22 protein-coding genes and 1 pseudogene are annotated in these 17,833 nt (G+C 65.4%); 12 read left to right on the forward strand and 11 right to left on the reverse strand.

Going from position 1 to position 17,833, the window contains the following annotated elements; genetic code table 11:
* Nucleotides 1-81: 81 nt before the first annotated feature.
* From queA to secF, 5 genes are all read left to right on the forward strand, one after another.
* Complete coding sequence (gene queA / locus R3F42_00430) at nucleotides 82-1,137, forward strand: tRNA preQ1(34) S-adenosylmethionine ribosyltransferase-isomerase QueA (protein ID MEZ5540496.1); 1,056 nt, start codon at nucleotides 82-84, stop codon at nucleotides 1,135-1,137.
* Nucleotides 1,134-2,237 carry a tRNA guanosine(34) transglycosylase Tgt gene (gene tgt, locus R3F42_00435; GenBank protein ID MEZ5540497.1) on the forward strand — a complete coding sequence of 368 codons (1,104 nt, stop codon included), beginning with the start codon at nucleotides 1,134-1,136 and terminating at the stop codon, nucleotides 2,235-2,237. Before queA ends, tgt begins: the two co-directional genes overlap by 4 nt.
* A 75-nt stretch (nucleotides 2,238-2,312) precedes the next feature.
* Complete coding sequence (yajC, locus tag R3F42_00440) at nucleotides 2,313-2,639, forward strand: preprotein translocase subunit YajC (protein ID MEZ5540498.1); 327 nt, start codon at nucleotides 2,313-2,315, stop codon at nucleotides 2,637-2,639.
* A 10-nt stretch (nucleotides 2,640-2,649) separates the two neighbouring features.
* Nucleotides 2,650-4,503 carry a protein translocase subunit SecD gene (secD, locus tag R3F42_00445; protein MEZ5540499.1) on the forward strand — a complete coding sequence of 618 codons (1,854 nt, stop codon included), beginning with the start codon at nucleotides 2,650-2,652 and terminating at the stop codon, nucleotides 4,501-4,503.
* Between the two features lie 19 nt (nucleotides 4,504-4,522).
* Nucleotides 4,523-5,458, forward strand: a complete 936-nt coding sequence (gene secF / locus R3F42_00450; GenBank protein ID MEZ5540500.1) for a protein translocase subunit SecF — start codon at nucleotides 4,523-4,525, stop codon at nucleotides 5,456-5,458.
* A gap of 30 nt (nucleotides 5,459-5,488) precedes the next feature.
* Here the strand turns inward: secF and R3F42_00455 are convergent, their stop codons facing one another.
* The 10 genes and pseudogenes from R3F42_00455 to R3F42_00500 all read right to left on the reverse strand — a co-directional run bounded on the left by R3F42_00455 (nucleotide 5,489) and on the right by R3F42_00500 (nucleotide 10,635).
* The gene (locus R3F42_00455; protein MEZ5540501.1) at nucleotides 5,489-5,710 is read right to left on the reverse strand and encodes a hypothetical protein; all 222 of its coding nucleotides are present in this window, start codon (nucleotides 5,708-5,710) and stop codon (nucleotides 5,489-5,491) included.
* A 117-nt stretch (nucleotides 5,711-5,827) separates the two neighbouring features.
* Nucleotides 5,828-6,649 carry an inositol-1-monophosphatase gene (gene suhB / locus R3F42_00460; protein MEZ5540502.1) on the reverse strand — a complete coding sequence of 274 codons (822 nt, stop codon included), beginning with the start codon at nucleotides 6,647-6,649 and terminating at the stop codon, nucleotides 5,828-5,830.
* Between the two features lie 88 nt (nucleotides 6,650-6,737).
* On the reverse strand, nucleotides 6,738-7,061 hold the full coding sequence (locus R3F42_00465; GenBank protein ID MEZ5540503.1) for a DUF3106 domain-containing protein: 324 nt from the start codon (nucleotides 7,059-7,061) through the stop codon (nucleotides 6,738-6,740).
* 1 nt (nucleotide 7,062) lies between these two features.
* Nucleotides 7,063-7,536 (reverse strand): hypothetical protein, encoded by a 474-nt coding sequence (locus tag R3F42_00470; GenBank protein ID MEZ5540504.1) that lies wholly within the window; start codon nucleotides 7,534-7,536, stop codon nucleotides 7,063-7,065.
* Nucleotides 7,514-8,305: a sigma-70 family RNA polymerase sigma factor gene (locus R3F42_00475; GenBank protein ID MEZ5540505.1), complete on the reverse strand. Its 792-nt coding sequence runs from the start codon at nucleotides 8,303-8,305 to the stop codon at nucleotides 7,514-7,516. The genes R3F42_00470 and R3F42_00475 overlap by 23 nt, the downstream gene beginning before the upstream one ends.
* A complete protein-coding gene (locus tag R3F42_00480; GenBank protein MEZ5540506.1) occupies nucleotides 8,274-8,576 on the reverse strand; it encodes a hypothetical protein in 303 nt (100 codons plus the stop codon). The genes R3F42_00475 and R3F42_00480 overlap by 32 nt, the downstream gene beginning before the upstream one ends.
* A gap of 57 nt (nucleotides 8,577-8,633) precedes the next feature.
* A complete protein-coding gene (locus R3F42_00485; protein ID MEZ5540507.1) occupies nucleotides 8,634-8,891 on the reverse strand; it encodes a phosphatidylserine decarboxylase in 258 nt (85 codons plus the stop codon).
* A gap of 140 nt (nucleotides 8,892-9,031) precedes the next feature.
* Nucleotides 9,032-9,535 (reverse strand): annotated as a pseudogene (locus R3F42_00490) (phosphatidylserine decarboxylase).
* 15 nt (nucleotides 9,536-9,550) lie between these two features.
* Entirely contained in the window at nucleotides 9,551-10,000 is a 450-nt protein-coding gene (locus tag R3F42_00495) for a copper chaperone PCu(A)C (protein ID MEZ5540508.1), read from the reverse strand.
* Nucleotides 9,997-10,635: an SCO family protein gene (locus tag R3F42_00500; GenBank protein ID MEZ5540509.1), complete on the reverse strand. Its 639-nt coding sequence runs from the start codon at nucleotides 10,633-10,635 to the stop codon at nucleotides 9,997-9,999. Before R3F42_00500 ends, R3F42_00495 begins: the two co-directional genes overlap by 4 nt.
* Nucleotides 10,636-10,673: 38 nt before the next feature.
* Here R3F42_00500 and prmB point away from each other — a divergent pair, with 38 nt between their 5' ends.
* Both prmB and R3F42_00510 read left to right on the forward strand, forming a co-directional pair.
* Nucleotides 10,674-11,663 (forward strand): 50S ribosomal protein L3 N(5)-glutamine methyltransferase, encoded by a 990-nt coding sequence (prmB, locus tag R3F42_00505; protein ID MEZ5540510.1) that lies wholly within the window; start codon nucleotides 10,674-10,676, stop codon nucleotides 11,661-11,663.
* The gene (locus R3F42_00510; protein MEZ5540511.1) at nucleotides 11,660-11,977 is read left to right on the forward strand and encodes a hypothetical protein; all 318 of its coding nucleotides are present in this window, start codon (nucleotides 11,660-11,662) and stop codon (nucleotides 11,975-11,977) included. Before prmB ends, R3F42_00510 begins: the two co-directional genes overlap by 4 nt.
* Nucleotides 11,978-11,985: 8 nt before the next feature.
* Here R3F42_00510 and R3F42_00515 read toward each other — a convergent pair whose 3' ends face one another.
* On the reverse strand, nucleotides 11,986-12,186 hold the full coding sequence (locus R3F42_00515; protein MEZ5540512.1) for a hypothetical protein: 201 nt from the start codon (nucleotides 12,184-12,186) through the stop codon (nucleotides 11,986-11,988).
* Nucleotides 12,187-12,312: 126 nt separating this feature from the next.
* Here R3F42_00515 and aroC point away from each other — a divergent pair, with 126 nt between their 5' ends.
* The 5 genes from aroC to leuB all read left to right on the forward strand — a co-directional run bounded on the left by aroC (nucleotide 12,313) and on the right by leuB (nucleotide 17,814).
* Nucleotides 12,313-13,416 (forward strand): chorismate synthase, encoded by a 1,104-nt coding sequence (aroC, locus tag R3F42_00520; protein ID MEZ5540513.1) that lies wholly within the window; start codon nucleotides 12,313-12,315, stop codon nucleotides 13,414-13,416.
* A 12-nt stretch (nucleotides 13,417-13,428) separates the two neighbouring features.
* Nucleotides 13,429-14,568: an MFS transporter gene (locus tag R3F42_00525; protein MEZ5540514.1), complete on the forward strand. Its 1,140-nt coding sequence runs from the start codon at nucleotides 13,429-13,431 to the stop codon at nucleotides 14,566-14,568.
* Between the two features lie 74 nt (nucleotides 14,569-14,642).
* The gene (gene leuC / locus R3F42_00530) at nucleotides 14,643-16,061 is read left to right on the forward strand and encodes a 3-isopropylmalate dehydratase large subunit (GenBank protein ID MEZ5540515.1); all 1,419 of its coding nucleotides are present in this window, start codon (nucleotides 14,643-14,645) and stop codon (nucleotides 16,059-16,061) included.
* A gap of 4 nt (nucleotides 16,062-16,065) precedes the next feature.
* Nucleotides 16,066-16,713 carry a 3-isopropylmalate dehydratase small subunit gene (gene leuD / locus R3F42_00535; GenBank protein MEZ5540516.1) on the forward strand — a complete coding sequence of 216 codons (648 nt, stop codon included), beginning with the start codon at nucleotides 16,066-16,068 and terminating at the stop codon, nucleotides 16,711-16,713.
* Between the two features lie 21 nt (nucleotides 16,714-16,734).
* Nucleotides 16,735-17,814 (forward strand): 3-isopropylmalate dehydrogenase, encoded by a 1,080-nt coding sequence (leuB, locus tag R3F42_00540; protein ID MEZ5540517.1) that lies wholly within the window; start codon nucleotides 16,735-16,737, stop codon nucleotides 17,812-17,814.
* Nucleotides 17,815-17,833: the final 19 nt, after the last annotated feature.

Below are 17,833 nucleotides of genomic sequence, written 5' to 3' on the forward strand. Positions count from 1 at the left end.
CGTACAAGGCCAGCTAGTATCGGGGAATCACCCCATCGGGGCAAGCGGTAGCCGCATATTCCTGTGCTAACATGCCGCGCCATGCAACGCCGGGATTTCACTTACTCACTGCCCCCAGAGCTGATTGCCGCGTACCCGCCAGCAGTGCGCAGCGCCAGCCGTCTGCTGTGCGTCGATCCGGCGACCGACACACTAGAGGATTGCGGCTTCCGCGATTTCCCCGAACTGCTGCAACCGGCGGATATCGTGGTCTTGAACAACACCCGTGTCATCCCGGCCCGGCTGACCGGGCGCAAGGCCACCGGCGGCAGCGTGGAGGTACTGGTGGAGCGCATCATCGCGCCGCAACGTGCACTCGCACATGTGCGGGCCAGCAAGACACCGCGTGACGGCAGCCGCCTGTTGCTGGCCGAGGCCTTCGAAGTTGAGATCTGCGGCCGCCGCGGCGAGCTGTTCGAACTGGTCTTTCCCGCCGGTGCCACCGTGCTGGAACTGCTGGAGCGGCACGGCCATATCCCGTTGCCACCCTATATCCGCCGTCCGGACGAGAGTTCTGACCGGGAGCGCTACCAGACCGTATATGCCGAGCGGCCGGGTGCGGTTGCCGCACCGACCGCCGGACTGCACTTCGACGCGGCTATCCTGCGCCGGCTTGCCGAGCGCGGCATCGGCACGGCCTGCGTTACCCTGCACGTCGGCGCCGGCACCTTTCAACCGGTGCGGGTCGACAATCTGGACGAGCACGTGATGCACCGCGAGCTTTACGAGGTCGATGCCGCGGCCAGTGCACGGATCAACGCCGCCCGGCAGCAGGGCGGCCGCGTGATCGCCGTCGGTACGACCGTGGTCCGGACCCTGGAATCGGCGTGCCGGGAGGGTCGGCTGATGCCGGGCCAGGGCGAGACGGCGCTGTTTATCCGCCCCGGGTACCGGTTCCAGCTGGTGGATGCACTGCTGACCAATTTTCACCTGCCGGAATCGACCCTGTTGATGCTGGTATGTGCCTTCGCGGGTTACGCCCGCACCCTGCGTGCCTACCGCCATGCGATCGCCGGCGGGTACCGGTTCTTCAGCTACGGAGACGCAATGTTCATCCGCACGCGGGACACTGCGGCCGCGCCGGAGGGCTTGGCATGAGGTTTACCACGACGCACCTCGACGGCGCGGCCCGGCGCGGTGTGCTCGAATTCAGGCGTGGCAAGGTGCAGACGCCGGCCTTCATGCCGGTGGGCACCTATGGCACGGTCAAGGCCATGACCCCCGAGGAGGTCCGTGCCACGGGGGCTGAGATCGTTCTCGGCAACACCTTCCACCTGATGCTGCGGCCCGGAACCGAAATTATCCGCGCGCACGGCACGCTGCACGATTTCATGCACTGGGACGGCCCAATTCTCACGGATTCGGGCGGCTTCCAGGTGTACAGTCTGGGTGCCCTGCGCCGGATCACCGAGGCAGGCGTGGCCTTCAGTTCGCCGGTCAACGGTGACCGCGTGTTTCTCGGCCCCGAGGAATCCATGCAGGTCCAGCGTGCGCTCGGCGCCGATGTCGTGATGTGCTTCGACGAGTGCACGCCGTATCCGGCGAGCGAGGCTACGGCGCGCACGTCCATGGAACTGTCGCTGCGCTGGGCACGACGCAGCCGGACGGCGCATGCCGACAACCCGGCCGCCCTGTTCGGCATCGTCCAGGGCGGCATGTACCCCGGATTGCGTGCCGAATCCCTGGCAGGGCTGCTGGAGATCGGTTTCGACGGCTATGCCCTGGGGGGGCTCTCCGTCGGTGAGAGCAAGGCGGAGCGCGCGGCCGTGCTGGCACAGATCATGCCGCAGCTGCCGGTCGCGGCGCCGCGCTACCTGATGGGCGTGGGCACGCCCGAGGACATCGTCGAGGCCGTCTGCCAGGGGATCGACATGTTCGACTGCGTGCTGCCCACACGCAATGCCCGCAACGGCCATCTGTTCGTGCGCACCGGTGTCGTCAGGATACGCAACAGCGCGCACCGCACCGACACGCGCCCGCTGGATGACTCATGCCGTTGTTATACCTGCCGGAATTTCAGCCGTGCCTACCTGCATCACCTGGATAAGTGCAACGAGATCCTGGGTGCCAGGCTGCACACGATCCATAACCTGACCTACTACCAGGACCTGATGGCCGGCCTCAGGTCGGCCATCGAGCGGCAGTCGCTGGCCGAGTTCCGGCGGGATTTTTACGCCAGCCGCGGCACTGTGTCATAATGCGCTGGTTTGACCGGTTGCCGGTGCGGGCGGGGTGCGCCGGGTACGGGGTCAGGCCGAACAAAAGGAGCAATCATGGATTTCTTTATTTCCGATGCAATGGCGGCGGCGCCGCAGGGCCAGGGCGATCCCCTGATGAGTTTTCTGCCGCTCATTTTCATCTTCGTCGTGTTCTATTTCCTGCTGATCCGGCCGCAGGCCAAGAAGGCCAAGGAGCACAAACAGATGGTCGAGGCGCTGGCGAAGGGGGACGAGGTGGTCACCAACGGCGGCCTGCTCGGACGGGTATCGAAGGTGGGCGACAACTTCGTCGAGCTGGACATCACCGAGGGCGTCACGGTCAAGGTGCAGCGCCAGGCGGTCGCCAATCTCATGCCCAAGGGCACCATCAAGGGGCTGTAGGCAGGACACCATGAACCGCTATCCGATATGGAAATACCTGCTCATTGCCGCGGTCATGGTGGTGGGTACGCTCTACGCCTTGCCGAATCTGTATGGCGAGGATCCTGCCGTACAGATCTCGGGCGGCCGCAAGACCGAGGTCACCGACACGGTGGCCCGCACCGTGACCGATGCACTGGGCAAAGCCGGTATCGAGGTGAAGCAGGCGGACCTGGCCGCGGGGCAATACCTGGTGCGTTTTTCCGATACCGAGACGCAGCTACGGGCCGTCGACTACATCAAGGCGGCGCTCGGCAGCGACTATGTCGTAGCGCTCAACCTGGCACCCACCACGCCCGCCTGGCTGCAGCGGCTCAATGCCCTGCCCATGTACCTCGGCCTGGACCTGCGCGGCGGCGTGCACTTCCTGCTCGAGGTCGATATGGACGCCGCGTTCAAGCAGGCCGTCGAGAGCTATGCGAACGATTTCCGGACCACGCTGCGTGAGGCCAGGGTGCGTTACACCGTGCTGCGCGCCGAGCAGGCCGCGGTGCGCATCGAGTTTCGCGACGAGCAGGATGCCGCTACGGCACGCAGCGCCATTCGCAAGGCGTTCCCGTCCCTGCTGCTCGAGACCCTGGACGAGCCCGGCAAGGTCGGCCTGTTGGTGCGGCCGCCCGAACAGGAAATCAAGGAGATCAGGGAATTCGCGCTGCAACAGAACATCCTGACGCTGCGCAACCGGGTCAACGAGCTCGGCGTCGCCGAGCCGGTCATCCAGCAGCAGGGCAGCCAGCGCATCGTGGTGCAGCTCCCCGGCGTCCAGGATACCGCCCAGGCAAAGCGGATTCTCGGCGCCACGGCGACGCTGGAAGACCGTGCGGTCGATGTAGAACATGACGTACAGCGGGCAGTGGCAGGCAAGGTGCCCGCGGGCTCGCGCCTGTACTACGAGCGCGACGGTACGCCGGTGCTGCTGAAGAAATCCGTCATCGCGACCGGCAACCAGATCGTCAATGCGCGCTCCGGTTTCGATCCGCAGAGCGGCTCGCCGATGGTCTCGGTTACCCTGGACGCCAAGGGCGCCAGGAGCATGCTGAAGTTCACCAAGGAAAACGTCGGCAAGCCGATGGCGGTGGTGTTCATCGAGAACCGGACCGAGACCGAGCTGGTCGACGGGGAGCCGGTGAAGAAATCCGTGAAGGTCGAGGAGGTCGTCAGTGTCGCGACCATCCGCGATGTGTTCAGCAAGCGCTTCCAGACCACCGGCCTGGACAGTCCGAAGGAAGCGCACGAGCTGGCGCTGGTGCTGCGTTCGGGCGCGCTGGCCGCGCCGATAGAAATCATCGAGGAGCGCACCATCGGCCCGAGCCTGGGCAAGGATAATATCGAGCAGGGCTTCAAGTCCGTGCTGATCGGGTTCCTGCTGGTGCTGGTTTTCATGGCGGGCTACTACCGGGTCTTCGGCATGGTCGCCAATCTGGCACTGGCCATGAACGTGGTGCTGATCGTGGCCGTGCTGTCGATGCTGCAGGCAACGCTGACGCTGCCCGGCATCGCGGGAATCGTGCTGACCGTTGGTATGGCGGTGGATGCGAATGTGCTCATCTTCGAGCGCATTCGCGAGGAACTGCGGAGCGGGAACAGTCCGCAGGCAAGCATCCACGCCGGCTATGAGAAGGCGTTCTCGACCATTGCCGACGCCAATATAACCACCCTGATCGCCGCCGTCGTCCTGCTGAGTTTCGGCAGCGGCCCGGTCAAGGGCTTCGCGGTCACGTTGTCCATCGGTATCGTCACCTCGATGTTCACCGCGATCATGGGGACGCGCGCGGTCATCAATCTGATCTATGGCGGGCGCCGCAATGCCAGGCTGATGATCTAGGCGCCACGGGAAAATCATCATGGAACTGTTCAAGAAAACCTATCACCTCGATTTCCTGAAGATTCGCTACGTCGTCGGCGTGAGCTCCGTGCTGCTGGTGCTGCTGACCGTCTGGTCGCTGTCTACGCGTGGACTCAATTTCGGCATCGATTTCACTGGCGGCACCCTGATCGAAGTGGGGTATCCCCAGCCGGTGGTGCTGGCGGACGTGCGTACGGCCTTGGCCGAGGGAGGCTTTGCCCAGGCGCAGGCGCAGCACTTCGGCGCCGCTACCGATGTGCTGATCCGACTGGCTCCGGAACCCGGGACGGAGAGCGCGCAGCTCAGCGAACACGCGATGGCGGCGCTGCGGGCACAGAACCCGGCCGTGGAGATGCGGCGGGTGGAATTCGTTGGTCCGCAGATAGGCGAGGAACTGGCCGAGCACGGCGGCCTGGCCATGATCTATGCCCTGATCGGTATCTTCATCTATATCATCGTGCGCTTCCAGTGGCGGTTCGCGCCGGGCGCGATCATCGCCACGGTGCACGATGTGATCATTGTGCTCGGTCTGTTTTCATTCTTCCAGATCGAGTTCGACCTCACCGTGCTTGCCGCCATTCTGGCGGTGATCGGCTACTCGCTTAACGATACCATCGTGGTCTACGACCGCATTCGCGAGAATTTCCGGCGCGTCCGCAAGGCCAGCTCCTACGACATCATCAACATGGCCATCAACCAGACCATGTCGCGTACCATCATGACCGGCCTCACCACACTGCTGGTGTTGATCGCGTTGTTCTACTTCGGCGGGGAAACGATACACAATTTCTCGCTGGCGCTGATCCTGGGTATCCTGGTCGGCACCTACTCGTCGGTCTACGTGGCAAGCGCTATCGCGCTGGCGCTCGGCATCAGCAAGGCAGACCTGATGGTCAGCAAGGCGGAGGAAGAGGGCGCCAGGGCGGAGCCCTGAATCCGGGCGCCGGACAACACCGCGACGGCGTCAGTCCCGGGAGAGGTCACCGCCGGTGGCAGGGAACGGCAGCACCTGCGCCGCGCGCTGCGCCATCGTGCCGGCATCCTCGATGGCGAGGATCTCCAGACCCGCTGCGCTGCAGTCGCGGCAGACGTCCCGGGTGAATTCCGACATTCCCTGGAGTACGTCCTGCATGATCGACTCCAGTGCCGCGCCGTTGATTCGTCTGTCCCGCACCTCGTTCTGCATACCGGTCTCCTCGCGCTGTCCGCTGCCGCTTCAGTTCAAGTCGCACTGCAGTACTGCTATTGCAGTGCATCGGCCACGCGGTGCCGTGCTTGAGCGCGGCGGGATGCCGGCGTTGCTTCAGGAGGTTTGGGGTAACGGACGCGGGGCGGCGAGGTCGGCGGAGACGTACGGGCGAATGGCCCGCAGCATTTCAGCCAGTATCTTCGGGTTGCCGGTGACGAGATTGCCGTTTTCCAGGTAGTCGTGACCGGCGAGGAAATCGCTGCACAGCCCGCCGGCTTCCTGGATCAGCAGCACGCCCGCCGCCATGTCCCACAGATTCAGGCCGATCTCCCAGAATCCGTCGAGCCGGCCGGATGCAACGAAGGCGAGATCCAGCGCTGCCGAACCGGCCCGGCGGATACCCGCGGTCTGCGGAAACAGTGCGCGGAACATGCCCAGATAGGCATCGAGATGTTGTTGTGACTTGAACGGAAAGCCGGTGCCGAGCAAGGCGCCGTCCAGGTTGCGGCGTGCGCTGACGCGGATGCGGCGGTCGTTCAGCAGCGCACCGGCACCGCGCGAGGCGGTGAACAGTTCCTGGCTGAGCGGGTTGTAGACCAGGCCCTGTTCCAGCCGTCCCTGCCGGCGCAGGGCGATCGATACGGCAAACTGGGGAAAGCCGTGCAGGAAATTGGTGGTGCCGTCGAGCGGGTCGATGATCCACTGGTATTCATCGCCGGCATGCGCGCCGCTTTCCTCGGCCAGGATGCCGTGATTCGGATAGGCCTTGCGCAGTATGGCGATGATTTCCCGCTCCGCCAGCTGGTCGACCTCGCTCACGAAGTCATTGCGGTCCTTGCTCTGGACGGCGAGGCTGTCGAGCCGGTCCAGGCTCCGCACGATGATGTTGCCTGCGCTGCGCGCTGCGCGCACCGCGATGTTGAGCATCGGTTGCATGGTATCGATATTGCCCGCGTGCCGTGAAAATGGCTGCGAAGCATAGCAGAGATGGCCGGACCGCGGTATCGCCGGCGCCTGCTGCGGATCAGCGGCGCTGTTTCTGCTTGCTGTAGCGGTCGCGCAGTGCTTCCCGTTCTTCCGGCGGCAGTTTCCGGTACTGGTTGCGCTGGTCCTCGACCGCCCGGCGCCGGTCGGGCGGCAATTCCAGGTATTTCCTGGCACCGCCCACCAGCCTGCGCTGTTCCTGCTCGCTCAGCCGCGACCATTCGCCCTGGTACTTGCCGAGCGCGGACTGCTCGCTCCGGCTCAGGCTGCTCCAGGGGATGCCGCCGTCGGCCCAGAGTGGCTGGTTGCCGCCGGCGAGCAAGACTGCGACGAACACTGCGCTGATGAGTCTCGGTGCTTTCATGTCAGGTATTGTTCGGATTGCTGTTGGGTGTTTCTGTCCGTGATTCGTTCTGATCGGCCAGCCAGAGAGAAAAGTCCAGATCCTCGTAGAGATCGGGCACCTCGGCGCTTGCCTGCGTGCCGAGCTGCGGTTCCGGCTGCAGCCAGTTGTGACCGGTCCAGATGCCCACCGTGACCGCGAGCAGCAGCAGCGCGGCCGTGGCATACGGCGCGAATGCGTGTCGTTGCGGCAGGCTCCGGCCCCGTGTCAGGGCGCGTGCCCGGGCGGCGCGCAGGTCTTGTCCGAGCGCGGCCGGTTCGAGCCGGGGACCGAGCGCACCGGGCGCGAGCTGCGCCCAGCTGCTGTATTGCGCGCGGCAGGCGCCGCAGTCGGTAAGGTGTGCCTCCAGCCGGGCCTTTTCCTGCGGCAGCTGATCCAGCAGGCCGGCGCGCAAGCGATCCAGTTGCTCCAGGTCAGGATGCTGTTGATTGTGCATAATCCCATACCTCCGCCAGATGTTTGCGCAGTTCGCGCATGGCCCGAAAGTGGTGTTGCTTGATGCTGTTTTCCGAGCAGCCCAGTGTCGTGGCGGTTTCGCTAATACTCATACCACGCCATTCACGCAGAATGAAGACCTGGCGCTGCCTTTCCGACAGTTGCTGCAGGGCGCGCGCAACCTGCTGCCGCAGCTCCTGCGCGAGGTACTCCACCTCGGGGGCGGTTATCCCGTCGTCGCGTTCGGCGGCAGGCGGGTCGTAGTCGACGTTGTCCGCCTCATCCTCGCGGTTGCCGCGGAACAGGCCGGTCAGCGATACCAGCTTGTGCTTGCCCTGCTCGATGAGACGCCTGCGGCGCACATCGTTGATGCGACTGTTGAGAACAGTACGGAACAGCGCGGGCCATTCCGCCGGCGGCTTGTGCCGGTAGTACTGGACCAGTCGCAGCATGCTTTCCTGCACGGCATCCATGGCCGCTTCCCGGTCCCACAGGGCGGCGTAGGCGATGTAGAACGCCTTTTCCTCCTGTTCGGCAAGGAACGATTCCAGCGCCTGGTTGTTGGTGTCGGCCGATGCGTCCAAGACGGTCCCCGTGGTGTAGGGCATGAGGGTATCCTGCGGGCTGTGCATGCGCTTCAGCTCCGGCTGGAGGCCGGTCGTGCCGCCGCTGCGTTCCTGTATCGACGCGACTTCAAGCCCGGCCTCCAGTATACCCGATGCATGTCCGGCACGGATCTCAGTGATGGCGATCCCTGTCATGGCCGTCATGCCGGTCATAATCCCGTTCCCGGTCATGGCGACGCTCCCGTTCGCGCCGGCCGTCGTGCCGGTCCACATTGTGGTGATCCCAGAACCGGCGGTAATACCTGCCGTGTCCATGATCGTCGTAATACCCGCTGTGGTGAGCGCGCGGTAGGTGGTGATCGTGGTCGAGCCACCACAGCGAGACGAAGCTGTCGTGCGCCTGCGCCGGTGTGCTGCTGCCCAGGCCCAGGGCGGCTGCCAGCAGGGTCGAGCTTACGAATGCGCGGATTTTCATGTTAGGGCTCCTGTATCGGTTGTCTCACTGACAGCTAACGCAGCAGCCCAGGATAGGTTAACAGCCTGGCGCCGGCGGGTCGGCCAGCCAGTGGCCGATGGCCTGGCCGGTGCGGATGCTCTGACCGGGCCGGAGCGGGTCGGTCCAGGTCATCTGTCCCGGGCCGTAGATCAGGATCACCGTCGAACCCATGTTGAAACGTCCCATCTCATCCCCGCGCCCCAGCGCCACCGGTGACTGGCCGGTGCTGCTGTAGGTGTGGTCTGCAGGTGCATGCCGCGGCGCGGGTTGACGATGCCGCTGAACAGTCTCCATGCAGGAGACGAAGATAGCCCCGACCCAGGACCATGGCCATCGGGCCGTGCGCGGTGTCGAACAGGGTGACCAGCCGTTCGTTGCGTGCGAACAGGCCGGGTATGGCAGGTGGTATGGGGAGCCACACTGAACAGCCGGCCGGGTACGTAGACGGTTTCGCGCAAGGTGCCGGCGCAGGGCATGTGGATGCGGTGATAGTCGCGCGGGGACAGGTAGAGCGTGGCGAAACGGCCGCCGGTGAAGGCGGCGGCACGCACGGGATCGCCGCCAAGCAGGGCCGTGAGCGAATAGTCATGACCCTTGGCCTGCAGCAGGCGGTCGCCGCCGATTGCGCCGGCCTGGCTGACCCGGCCGTCGACCGGACAGGCGATGGCATCCGGATCGGACGGTTGCGTGCGCACGCCCGGACGCAGGGCGCGGGTGAAAAAACTGTTGAAATCGGTATAGCCGGCCGGATCCGGTTGCGCCGCCTCGCTCATGTCGACAGCGAAATGGCGGATGAAGATGCGTATCAGCGGGTTCTTCCACCAGGGCGCATGCCAGCGCGTGGCACGGCGCACCAGGTGCGACAGCAGCTGGTGGGGCAGCAGCAGCAGCGGCCAGGATTTGAGTCGGTCCGCCAGGCTGGCGGGTTGGTCGGTCATCGGGGGATATCCTGGCTAGTCGGTACCGGTGACGCGCCGCACCGGCGCGTCCACGCGGATGCAGTGACCGTCGGCTAGGTGCAGCAACAGGCTCACGCTGGCGCCGGCCTGGAGCGGGCGCTGCGCGTCGAAGAGCATCAGGTGGTAGCCGCCGGGCGCCAGTTCCAGGCGCTCGCCGGCCGCGAGTTCGAGCCGTGTGACGGGCAGCATGCGCGCGATGCCGTCCTCGATCAGGCTGCGGTGGATCTCCGCACCCGCGAAATCAGGACTGCTGACGGAATCTATCACGACCGCTTCCGACCCCGGGTTATGCAGCGTCAGATAGGCTGCGTGGACGGTGGCCGTCGGCGGCGCCTCCCGGATCCAAGCGTCACTCACCTCGATCGCAACGTCGGCGCAAGCGGTCGCCATCAGCCACGTCAGCCACAGGCCGAGCAGCGGACGCAGGTACGGCCGGCGCTTCACGGGTAGGCCTGTTGCATGCTGAGCACATCAGCGCTGATGGCGGCGGCGTCCAGCGGCGGGGTGAATATGGCGTGGTAGCGCCCGCCCGGATCGATGAGGAACACGCTCGCGGTATGATCCACCAGATAGCTGTCTGCATCCTCCCCGTTCCTGACCTCCAGGTGCAGTACGCCGAGCTGACGGGCGAGCCCGTCGATGGCATCCGCTGTGCCGGTGACGCCGAGGAACTCGCCGTTGAAGTAGGATACGAAGCGGGCCAGCTGTTCCGGGGTGTCACGCTGCGGGTCGACCGTGACGAAGGCGAACCGCGCGGTACTGCCGGACTGCTGCAGGCGTTGCGCGACGCCGTTGAGCACCGCGAGGGTGGTCGGGCAGACATCGGGGCAATGGGTGTAGCCGAAGAACAGGAACGTCCACTGCCCCCGCAGTGCCTGGTTGTCGAAGCGCTCGCCACGGTGGTCCACGAGATCGAACGGCTGCAGTTCGCGCGCCACCGGGAAGCGGGTAGCGGAAAGCGGGTCGGGGGCGGCGGGCTGTTCGAACAGCGCGCGCGCGGCCCAGATGCCGGCGCCAACGGCGATTACGGCTATAATCGCGGCCATCAGGATGCGCCCGGGAGTGCTGAAACCGTTCATGGGCCGCGATTATTCCACAGTACCGGCAGCGATTCATCATGACAGCCAGTGATTCAAACCCGCGTGGCAGCGATGCCCTGAATACCGCACAGACCGCACGTGAACTCATTCATGGCGGTGCCGAGCTCTTCAGCACGGCCGGGCTCGGATTCCACCACGGGACCGACAACGCACTGGACGAGGCCGCGGCACTGGTACTCCATGCCCTGCAGATCGGCTATGACCAGCCCGGATCGGCGCTCGATCGGCCCTTGTCCGGACCGGAACGGAGCCGCGTCATCGACTTGCTGGAGCGGCGGGTAGCGACCCGGGCGCCGGCGGCCTATCTGATCCGTGAGGCCTGGTTCGCGGGCTTGTCCTTCTATGTCGACGAACGCGTGCTCGTGCCGCGCTCGCCGCTGGCCGAGCTGATCGAGGCGCAGTTCATTCCCTGGGTCGAGCCCGCGGCGGTACACCGGATACTGGACCTGTGTACCGGCAGCGGCTGTATCGGCATCGCCTGCGCCCGTTACCTCCCGCAGGCAGCGGTGACCCTGTCAGACGTTTCTCCCGCCGCCCTTGCCGTGGCCAGGATCAACGTTGCCAGGCATGAGCTGGCCGAGCGCGTCGACATCGTGGAATCCGACGTCTTCACCGCCCTTGCAGGCCGGCGCTACGACGTCATAGTATCCAACCCCCCCTATGTCCCGGCAGCGGAACTGGCGGAACTGGACGCGGAGTTCGGGCACGAGCCCGGGCTGGGCCTGGCGGCGGGTGCCGATGGCCTCGATGTCGTCGTGCGCATCCTGCGCGACGCGGCCGGTCACCTGACGCCCGCCGGCGTCCTGATCGTGGAGGTGGGGGCTACGCAGGACATCCTGGAAGCACGTTTCCCGCAGGTGCCGTTCATGTGGCTGGATTTTGCCTACGGCGGTGACGGGGTGTTCCTGCTGGAACGCGGGCAGCTGCTGCAACACCAGGCCGTATTTGCCGAAGCCGCCGTGGCGCGGGAACCGGGGGATCCAGCCGGGAGGAAAGGACAATCATGAATACACGACCCAAAACCGCAAACGCCTACGCCGCCCTGGTCAAGCAGGCGATCTTCGAACTCGAGGATATCCGAGATGCGGCGGGATTCGATTTCGACGAGGTGGAACACAACCTCGGTTTCGTAGAGGTGTTGCTGAAGGAGTTGCGCGCATTGCGCGCTGCCATGGCGGACGGCAGTTACCGCTTTGACCGGTTCGACCTGCCGATGATGCGGGTAGTAAAGAAATATACCGAGAAGGAGCTGCCGTGCATCAAGCTCCTGTACCTGATCAACGAGACCCACCTGCAGGGTCTGGATATCGACGGCGGCTGAATTACCGCTCAGCGCGCGGGGCGGTAGATCAGGCCCGGCCGGATCAGCAGCTCATCCTCCTTCAGCTGGTCCAGCGGATACTCGCCGTCGATGTGTTCCGCGATACGATCGAAAATGTAAGTGCCGTTGCGTGACGTGATGGTCTCGTAGATCGGCTGGCCGAGATAGTTGCCAACCTGCGAGGCCCGGAGTGAATGCGGTTGTGACACGGTGTTCTCCTTGCGTACAGAAGCGGGCGGATACAGGAATCCTATCGGTCGCAGGGTGCCCGGCTTTAGCCGCTTCGCGGCGAAGAAAATGGCGACGCCCGCGCCGGGACTCGCTACAATAACCGGATGTCTGGCAACAGCTTTGGCAAACTGTTCGTGGTAACCGGCTTTGGCGAGAGTCACGGGCCGGCGCTGGGCTGCATCGTGGATGGCTGTCCGCCGGGACTGGCGCTGTCCGAGGCCGACCTGCAGCATGACCTCGACCGGCGCAAGCCGGGCAAGTCGCGCCATACCACCCAGCGCCGCGAGGCCGATGCCGTGCAGATACTCTCCGGGGTATTCGAGGGGCGTACCACCGGCACGCCGATTGGTCTGGTGATCCACAATACCGACCAGAAATCCAGGGACTATGCCAACATCATGGACCGGTTCCGGCCTGGACATGCCGATTACACCTACCAGCAGAAATATGGTGTGCGCGACTACCGCGGCGGCGGGCGTTCCTCGGCACGGGAGACGGCCATGCGCGTGGCGGCCGGCGCCATCGCGAAGAAATACCTGTACGAACGTCACGGCATCCGCATCCGCGGTTACCTCGCTCAGCTCGGCCCGGTCCGGCTGGAGCTGAAGGACTGGGCCGCGGTCGAGGACAACCCGTTTTTCGCGCCCGACCCGGATCGGGTCGCCGAGCTCGAGGCCTACATGGATGCCCTGCGCAAGGAAGGCAACTCCGTCGGCGCGCGCGTCAACGTGGTCGCGAGCGGCGTGCCGGCGGGGCTGGGCGAGCCGATCTTCGACCGTCTCGATGCCGAGATCGCGCACGCATTGATGAGCATCAATGCCGTCAAGGGTGTCGAGATCGGTGCCGGTTTCGGCTGCGTCGAGCAGAAAGGCACGGATCACCGTGATGAGATCACCCCGCAGGGATTCCTGAGCAACCATGCCGGCGGTGTGCTCGGCGGCATCTCCAGCGGTCAGGACATCGTCGCCAGCATCGCGCTCAAGCCCACGTCCAGTATCCGGCTACCCGGGCGCAGTATCGACACCGCGGGCCGGCCGGTCGAGGTGATTACCACCGGACGGCACGATCCCTGTGTCGGCATCCGCGCCACGCCGATCGCCGAGGCGATGCTGGCGCTGGTACTGATGGACCACGTGCTGCGGCAGCGGGCACAGAACCTGGACGTGACTCCGACCACGCCGGCCGTGCCGGCGAGCGCCGCCGACTAGTCCCGGCGCGGCATGATCTACTGGCGGCTGTCGGGTTTCTACCTGTTTTATTTCGCCTCGCTCGGCATCCTGGTGCCGTACTGGGGGCTTTATCTCAAGTCGCAGGGCTTTTCGATCACCCAGATCGGGCAATTGATCGCCATTCTCATGGCCACCAAGATCGTGGCGCCGAACATCTGGGGCTGGATCGCGGATCTGACCGGTCATCGCATGACCATCGTCCGCAGCGCCGCGCTGCTGGCGGCGCTGTGCTTCCTCGGCGTGTTCGCGGGCAGCGGATTCTGGTGGCTTGCACTGATCATGTTCGCTTTCAGCTTCTTCTGGAACGCCGCGCTGCCGCAGTTCGAGGCGACGACCATGAATCACCTGGGCGCCGCGACGCACCGTTACAGCGGCATCCGCCTGTGGGGCTCCGTCGGCTTCATCCTCGCCGTCGCCGCGCTGGGTCCACTGCTCGATACCTTCGGTACGGAGCACCTGCCGCCGGTGCTGGCCGTTGTGTTCATGCTGATCTGGGTGAGCAGCCTGCTGGTGCCGGAATCGGCGGCAGGTCATCTGGCGCTGGACCAGCAGCGCCTGCGCGACGTGCTGCGCCGCCCCGTGGTGCTGGCGCTGTTCACGGTCTGTTTCCTGGTGCAGGCCAGCCACGGACCTTACTATGCCTTCTACAGCATCTACCTGGAGAGTCATGGTTACAGTACGGGGTTGATCGGCCAGCTCTGGGCGCTGGGCGTGATCGCGGAGATCGGCATCTTCCTGGTCATGCCGCGACTGCTGCCGCGCTTCGGCGCGCGCCGGCTGCTGCTCGCCGCGGTCACCCTGACCACGCTGCGCTGGCTGCTGATAGCGGGCTTTGCCGACCGCCTGGCGCTGATGCTGTTCGCGCAGACCCTGCACGCCGCGAGCTTCGGGCTCTACCACGCCGTGGCCATCCACCTGGTGCACCACCTGTTCACCGGCGCGCACCAGGGGCGCGGCCAGGCCCTGTACAGCAGCATCAGCTTCGGCGCGGGCGGGGCGGTCGGCAGCCTGGCGAGCGGCTACCTGTGGAGCGGTGTCGGTGCCCAGTCCATGTACCTGCTGGCGGCCGCCGTCAGCCTGGCAGCCGTGGTGGTGGTGCTGACCGGCATGCGCGCGCGGGATCTGCCCTAGACATGGATGGCTTCGACCGGTACATCCTAATATAATTCTGCGCTTGCACCGACCCTGACCGCGGTTTCGATTGAATGTCCGGCAAAACCCTGTATGACAAGCTCTGGGATGCGCACTGCGTGCGCCAGGAGCCAGATGGCACGGCGTTGATCTATATCGACCGGCATCTGGTGCATGAGGTGACCTCGCCGCAGGCCTTCGAGGGGCTGCGCCTGGCCGGGCGCGTGCCCTGGCGCGCTGGCTCGATCCTGGCGGTGCCGGACCACAACGTACCCACCACCGATCGCGCCGCCGGTATCAGCGACCCCGTCTCGCGCCTGCAGGTGGAGACACTCGACCGGAACTGCGCCGCATTCGGCATCACCGAATTCAGCATGAGTGATCCGCGCCAGGGCATCGTGCACGTGATCGGGCCGGAGCAGGGTGCCACCCTGCCGGGTATGACCGTGGTTTGCGGTGATTCGCATACCTCGACGCACGGAGCCTTCGGTGCGCTGGCATTCGGCATCGGCACCTCCGATGTCGAGCATGTGCTGGCCACCCAGTGTCTGATCCTGCGCAAGACGAAGTCCATGCTGGTGCGTGTGGACGGCCGATTGGCCCCTGGCGTCAGCGCGAAAGACGTGGTGCTGGCCGTCATCGGGCGCATCGGCACCGCGGGTGGCACCGGCTATTCCATCGAGTTCGGCGGCGCCGCCATCCGCGACCTGTCGATGGAAGGCCGCATGACCGTCTGCAACATGGCCATCGAGGCCGGCGCGCGCGCCGGCATGGTCGCCGTGGACGACACCACCATCAATTACCTCAAGGGACGGCCGTATGCTCCGGCAGGTGCCCAGTGGGATCAGGCAGTGGCCGGCTGGCGCGATCTGCACAGCGACCCCGACGCGGTATTCGACCGGACCGTGGTGCTGGATGCCGTGGATATCACGCCCCAGGTGACCTGGGGCACCTCGCCGGAGATGGTGGTCTCGGTCGACGCTAGCGTCCCCGATCCGGCAGCCGAGCGTGACAGCGTGAAGGCCGAGGGCATGCGCAAGGCGCTGGCCTACATGGGCCTCGAACCGGGTATGGCGATCACCGATATCCGCCCGGATCACGTGTTCATCGGTTCCTGCACCAATGCGCGTATCGAGGACCTGCGCGCCGCGGCCGGCGTGATCCGCGGCCGCCGCGTGGCACCCGGGATCAAGCAGGCGCTGGTGGTCCCCGGCTCCGGACTGGTCAAGCGCCAGGCCGAGGCCGAGGGGCTGGACGTCATTTTCCGCGCCGCCGGTTTCGAGTGGCGCGAGCCGGGCTGCTCGATGTGTCTGGCCATGAACGCCGACCGGCTTGCCCCGGGCGAGCGCTGCGCCTCGACCTCGAACCGCAATTTCGAGGGGCGCCAGGGGCAGGGCGGGCGGACGCACCTGGTCAGTCCGGCCATGGCTGCGCTCGCTGCCGTGACCGGTCACTTCGCGAACGTCAGCACCGATACCGGCGAGGCAGGATAGCGCGATGGAAAAGTTTACAATCGAGACGGGCGTCGTTGCGCCACTCGACCGGCCCAACGTGGATACCGACGCCATCATCCCCAAGCAGTTCCTGAAGTCGATCCGGCGCAGCGGCTTTGGCCCGAACCTGTTCGATGAATGGCGCTACCTGGATCATGGCGAACCCGATCAGGACAACAGCGTCCGGCCGTTGAATCCGGACTTCGTGCTGAACCAGCCGCGCTACCAGGGGGCGCGCATCCTGCTCGCGCGCGAGAACTTCGGCTGCGGGTCTTCGCGCGAGCACGCGGTCTGGGCGCTCCTCGATTACGGCTTCCGCGTGGTGATCGCGCCGAGTTTCGCGGACATTTTCTTCAACAACTGCTTCAAGAACGGTGTGCTGCCGATCGTCCTCGACGCCGCTGCGGTCGACCGGCTGTTCCGCGCGGTGGCAGCGAGCCCCGGGTACGCCCTCGCGGTCGATCTGCCGGCACAACGCATCCGTACCCCCGACCAGGGTGAACTCCCGTTCGAGGTGGACGCCTTCCGCAAGGATTGCCTGATGCGCGGTCTGGACGACATCGGCCTGACCCTGCAGCATGCCGACGCGATCCGCGCCTTCGAGGCCAGGCGCCGCCGGGAGGCGCCGTGGCTGTTTGCGCAGGATTCCTGAAAAACTTCAAAACTCACTGAAATGTCAAAGAAAATAGCAATTCTCGCCGGTGACGGCATCGGTCCGGAAATCGTGGCTGAGGCGGAAAAGGTGCTGGAGCTCCTGCGCACCGCGTTCGGTCTGTCTGTCGAGACCGAGCATGCCCCGGTCGGCGGGGCCGGCTACGACGCACACGGGCACCCATTGCCGGCAGTGACGCTGGCACTGGTGCGCGCGGCGGACGCGGTCCTGCTGGGTGCGGTCGGCGGCCCGAAATGGGACAAGCTGGAGCGGGCGTTGCGCCCGGAGCAGGGTCTGCTCGGGCTGCGATCCGAGCTGGGCCTGTTCGCCAATCTGCGCCCGGCACTGCTTTACCCGCAGCTGGCCGCGGCGTCCACCCTGAAACCGGAGGTCGTCAGCGGCCTGGATATCATGATCGTGCGCGAGCTCACCGGCGGCATCTATTTCGGCAAGCCGCGCGGCATCCGGGTTCGCGCTGACGGCCAGCGTGAAGGCTTCAATACCCTGGTATACAGCGAAGCGGAGATCGAGCGTATCGCTCGGGTCGCCTGCGAGACCGCGCGCAAGCGCAGCGGCCGACTGTGTTCGGTAGACAAGGCCAACGTACTCGAATGCAGCGAGCTGTGGCGCGAGGTGGTGATCACCACCGCGCAGTCCTACCCGGACGTCGAGCTCAGTCACATGTACGTGGACAATGCCGCCATGCAGCTGGTACGGGCACCGAAACAGTTCGACGTCATGGTGACGTCCAACATGTTCGGCGACATCCTGTCGGATGCCGCCGCCATGCTGACCGGCTCGATCGGTATGCTGCCCTCGGCCTCGCTGGACAGCCAGGCCAAGGGCATGTATGAACCGATCCACGGTTCGGCTCCGGACATCGCCGGCAAGGGGGTCGCCAATCCATTGGCGACGATCCTGTCGCTGGCCATGATGCTGCGCTACAGCTGCGCCGAGCCGGCACTGGCGGAACGGATCGAGACGGCGGTCGGACGCGTGCTGGATGCGGGCCTGCGCACGCCGGATATCGCCACGCCGGGTACCCGTACGGTGGGTACGCGGGAAATGGGTGATGCCGTGGTTGCGGCATTGCGGGATTAATCGGTCTTTTTTTCTACAG

Source organism: Pseudomonadota bacterium (genome assembly GCA_041395565.1).
Taxonomy (GTDB): Bacteria; Pseudomonadota; Gammaproteobacteria; order UBA9214; family UBA9214; genus UBA9214.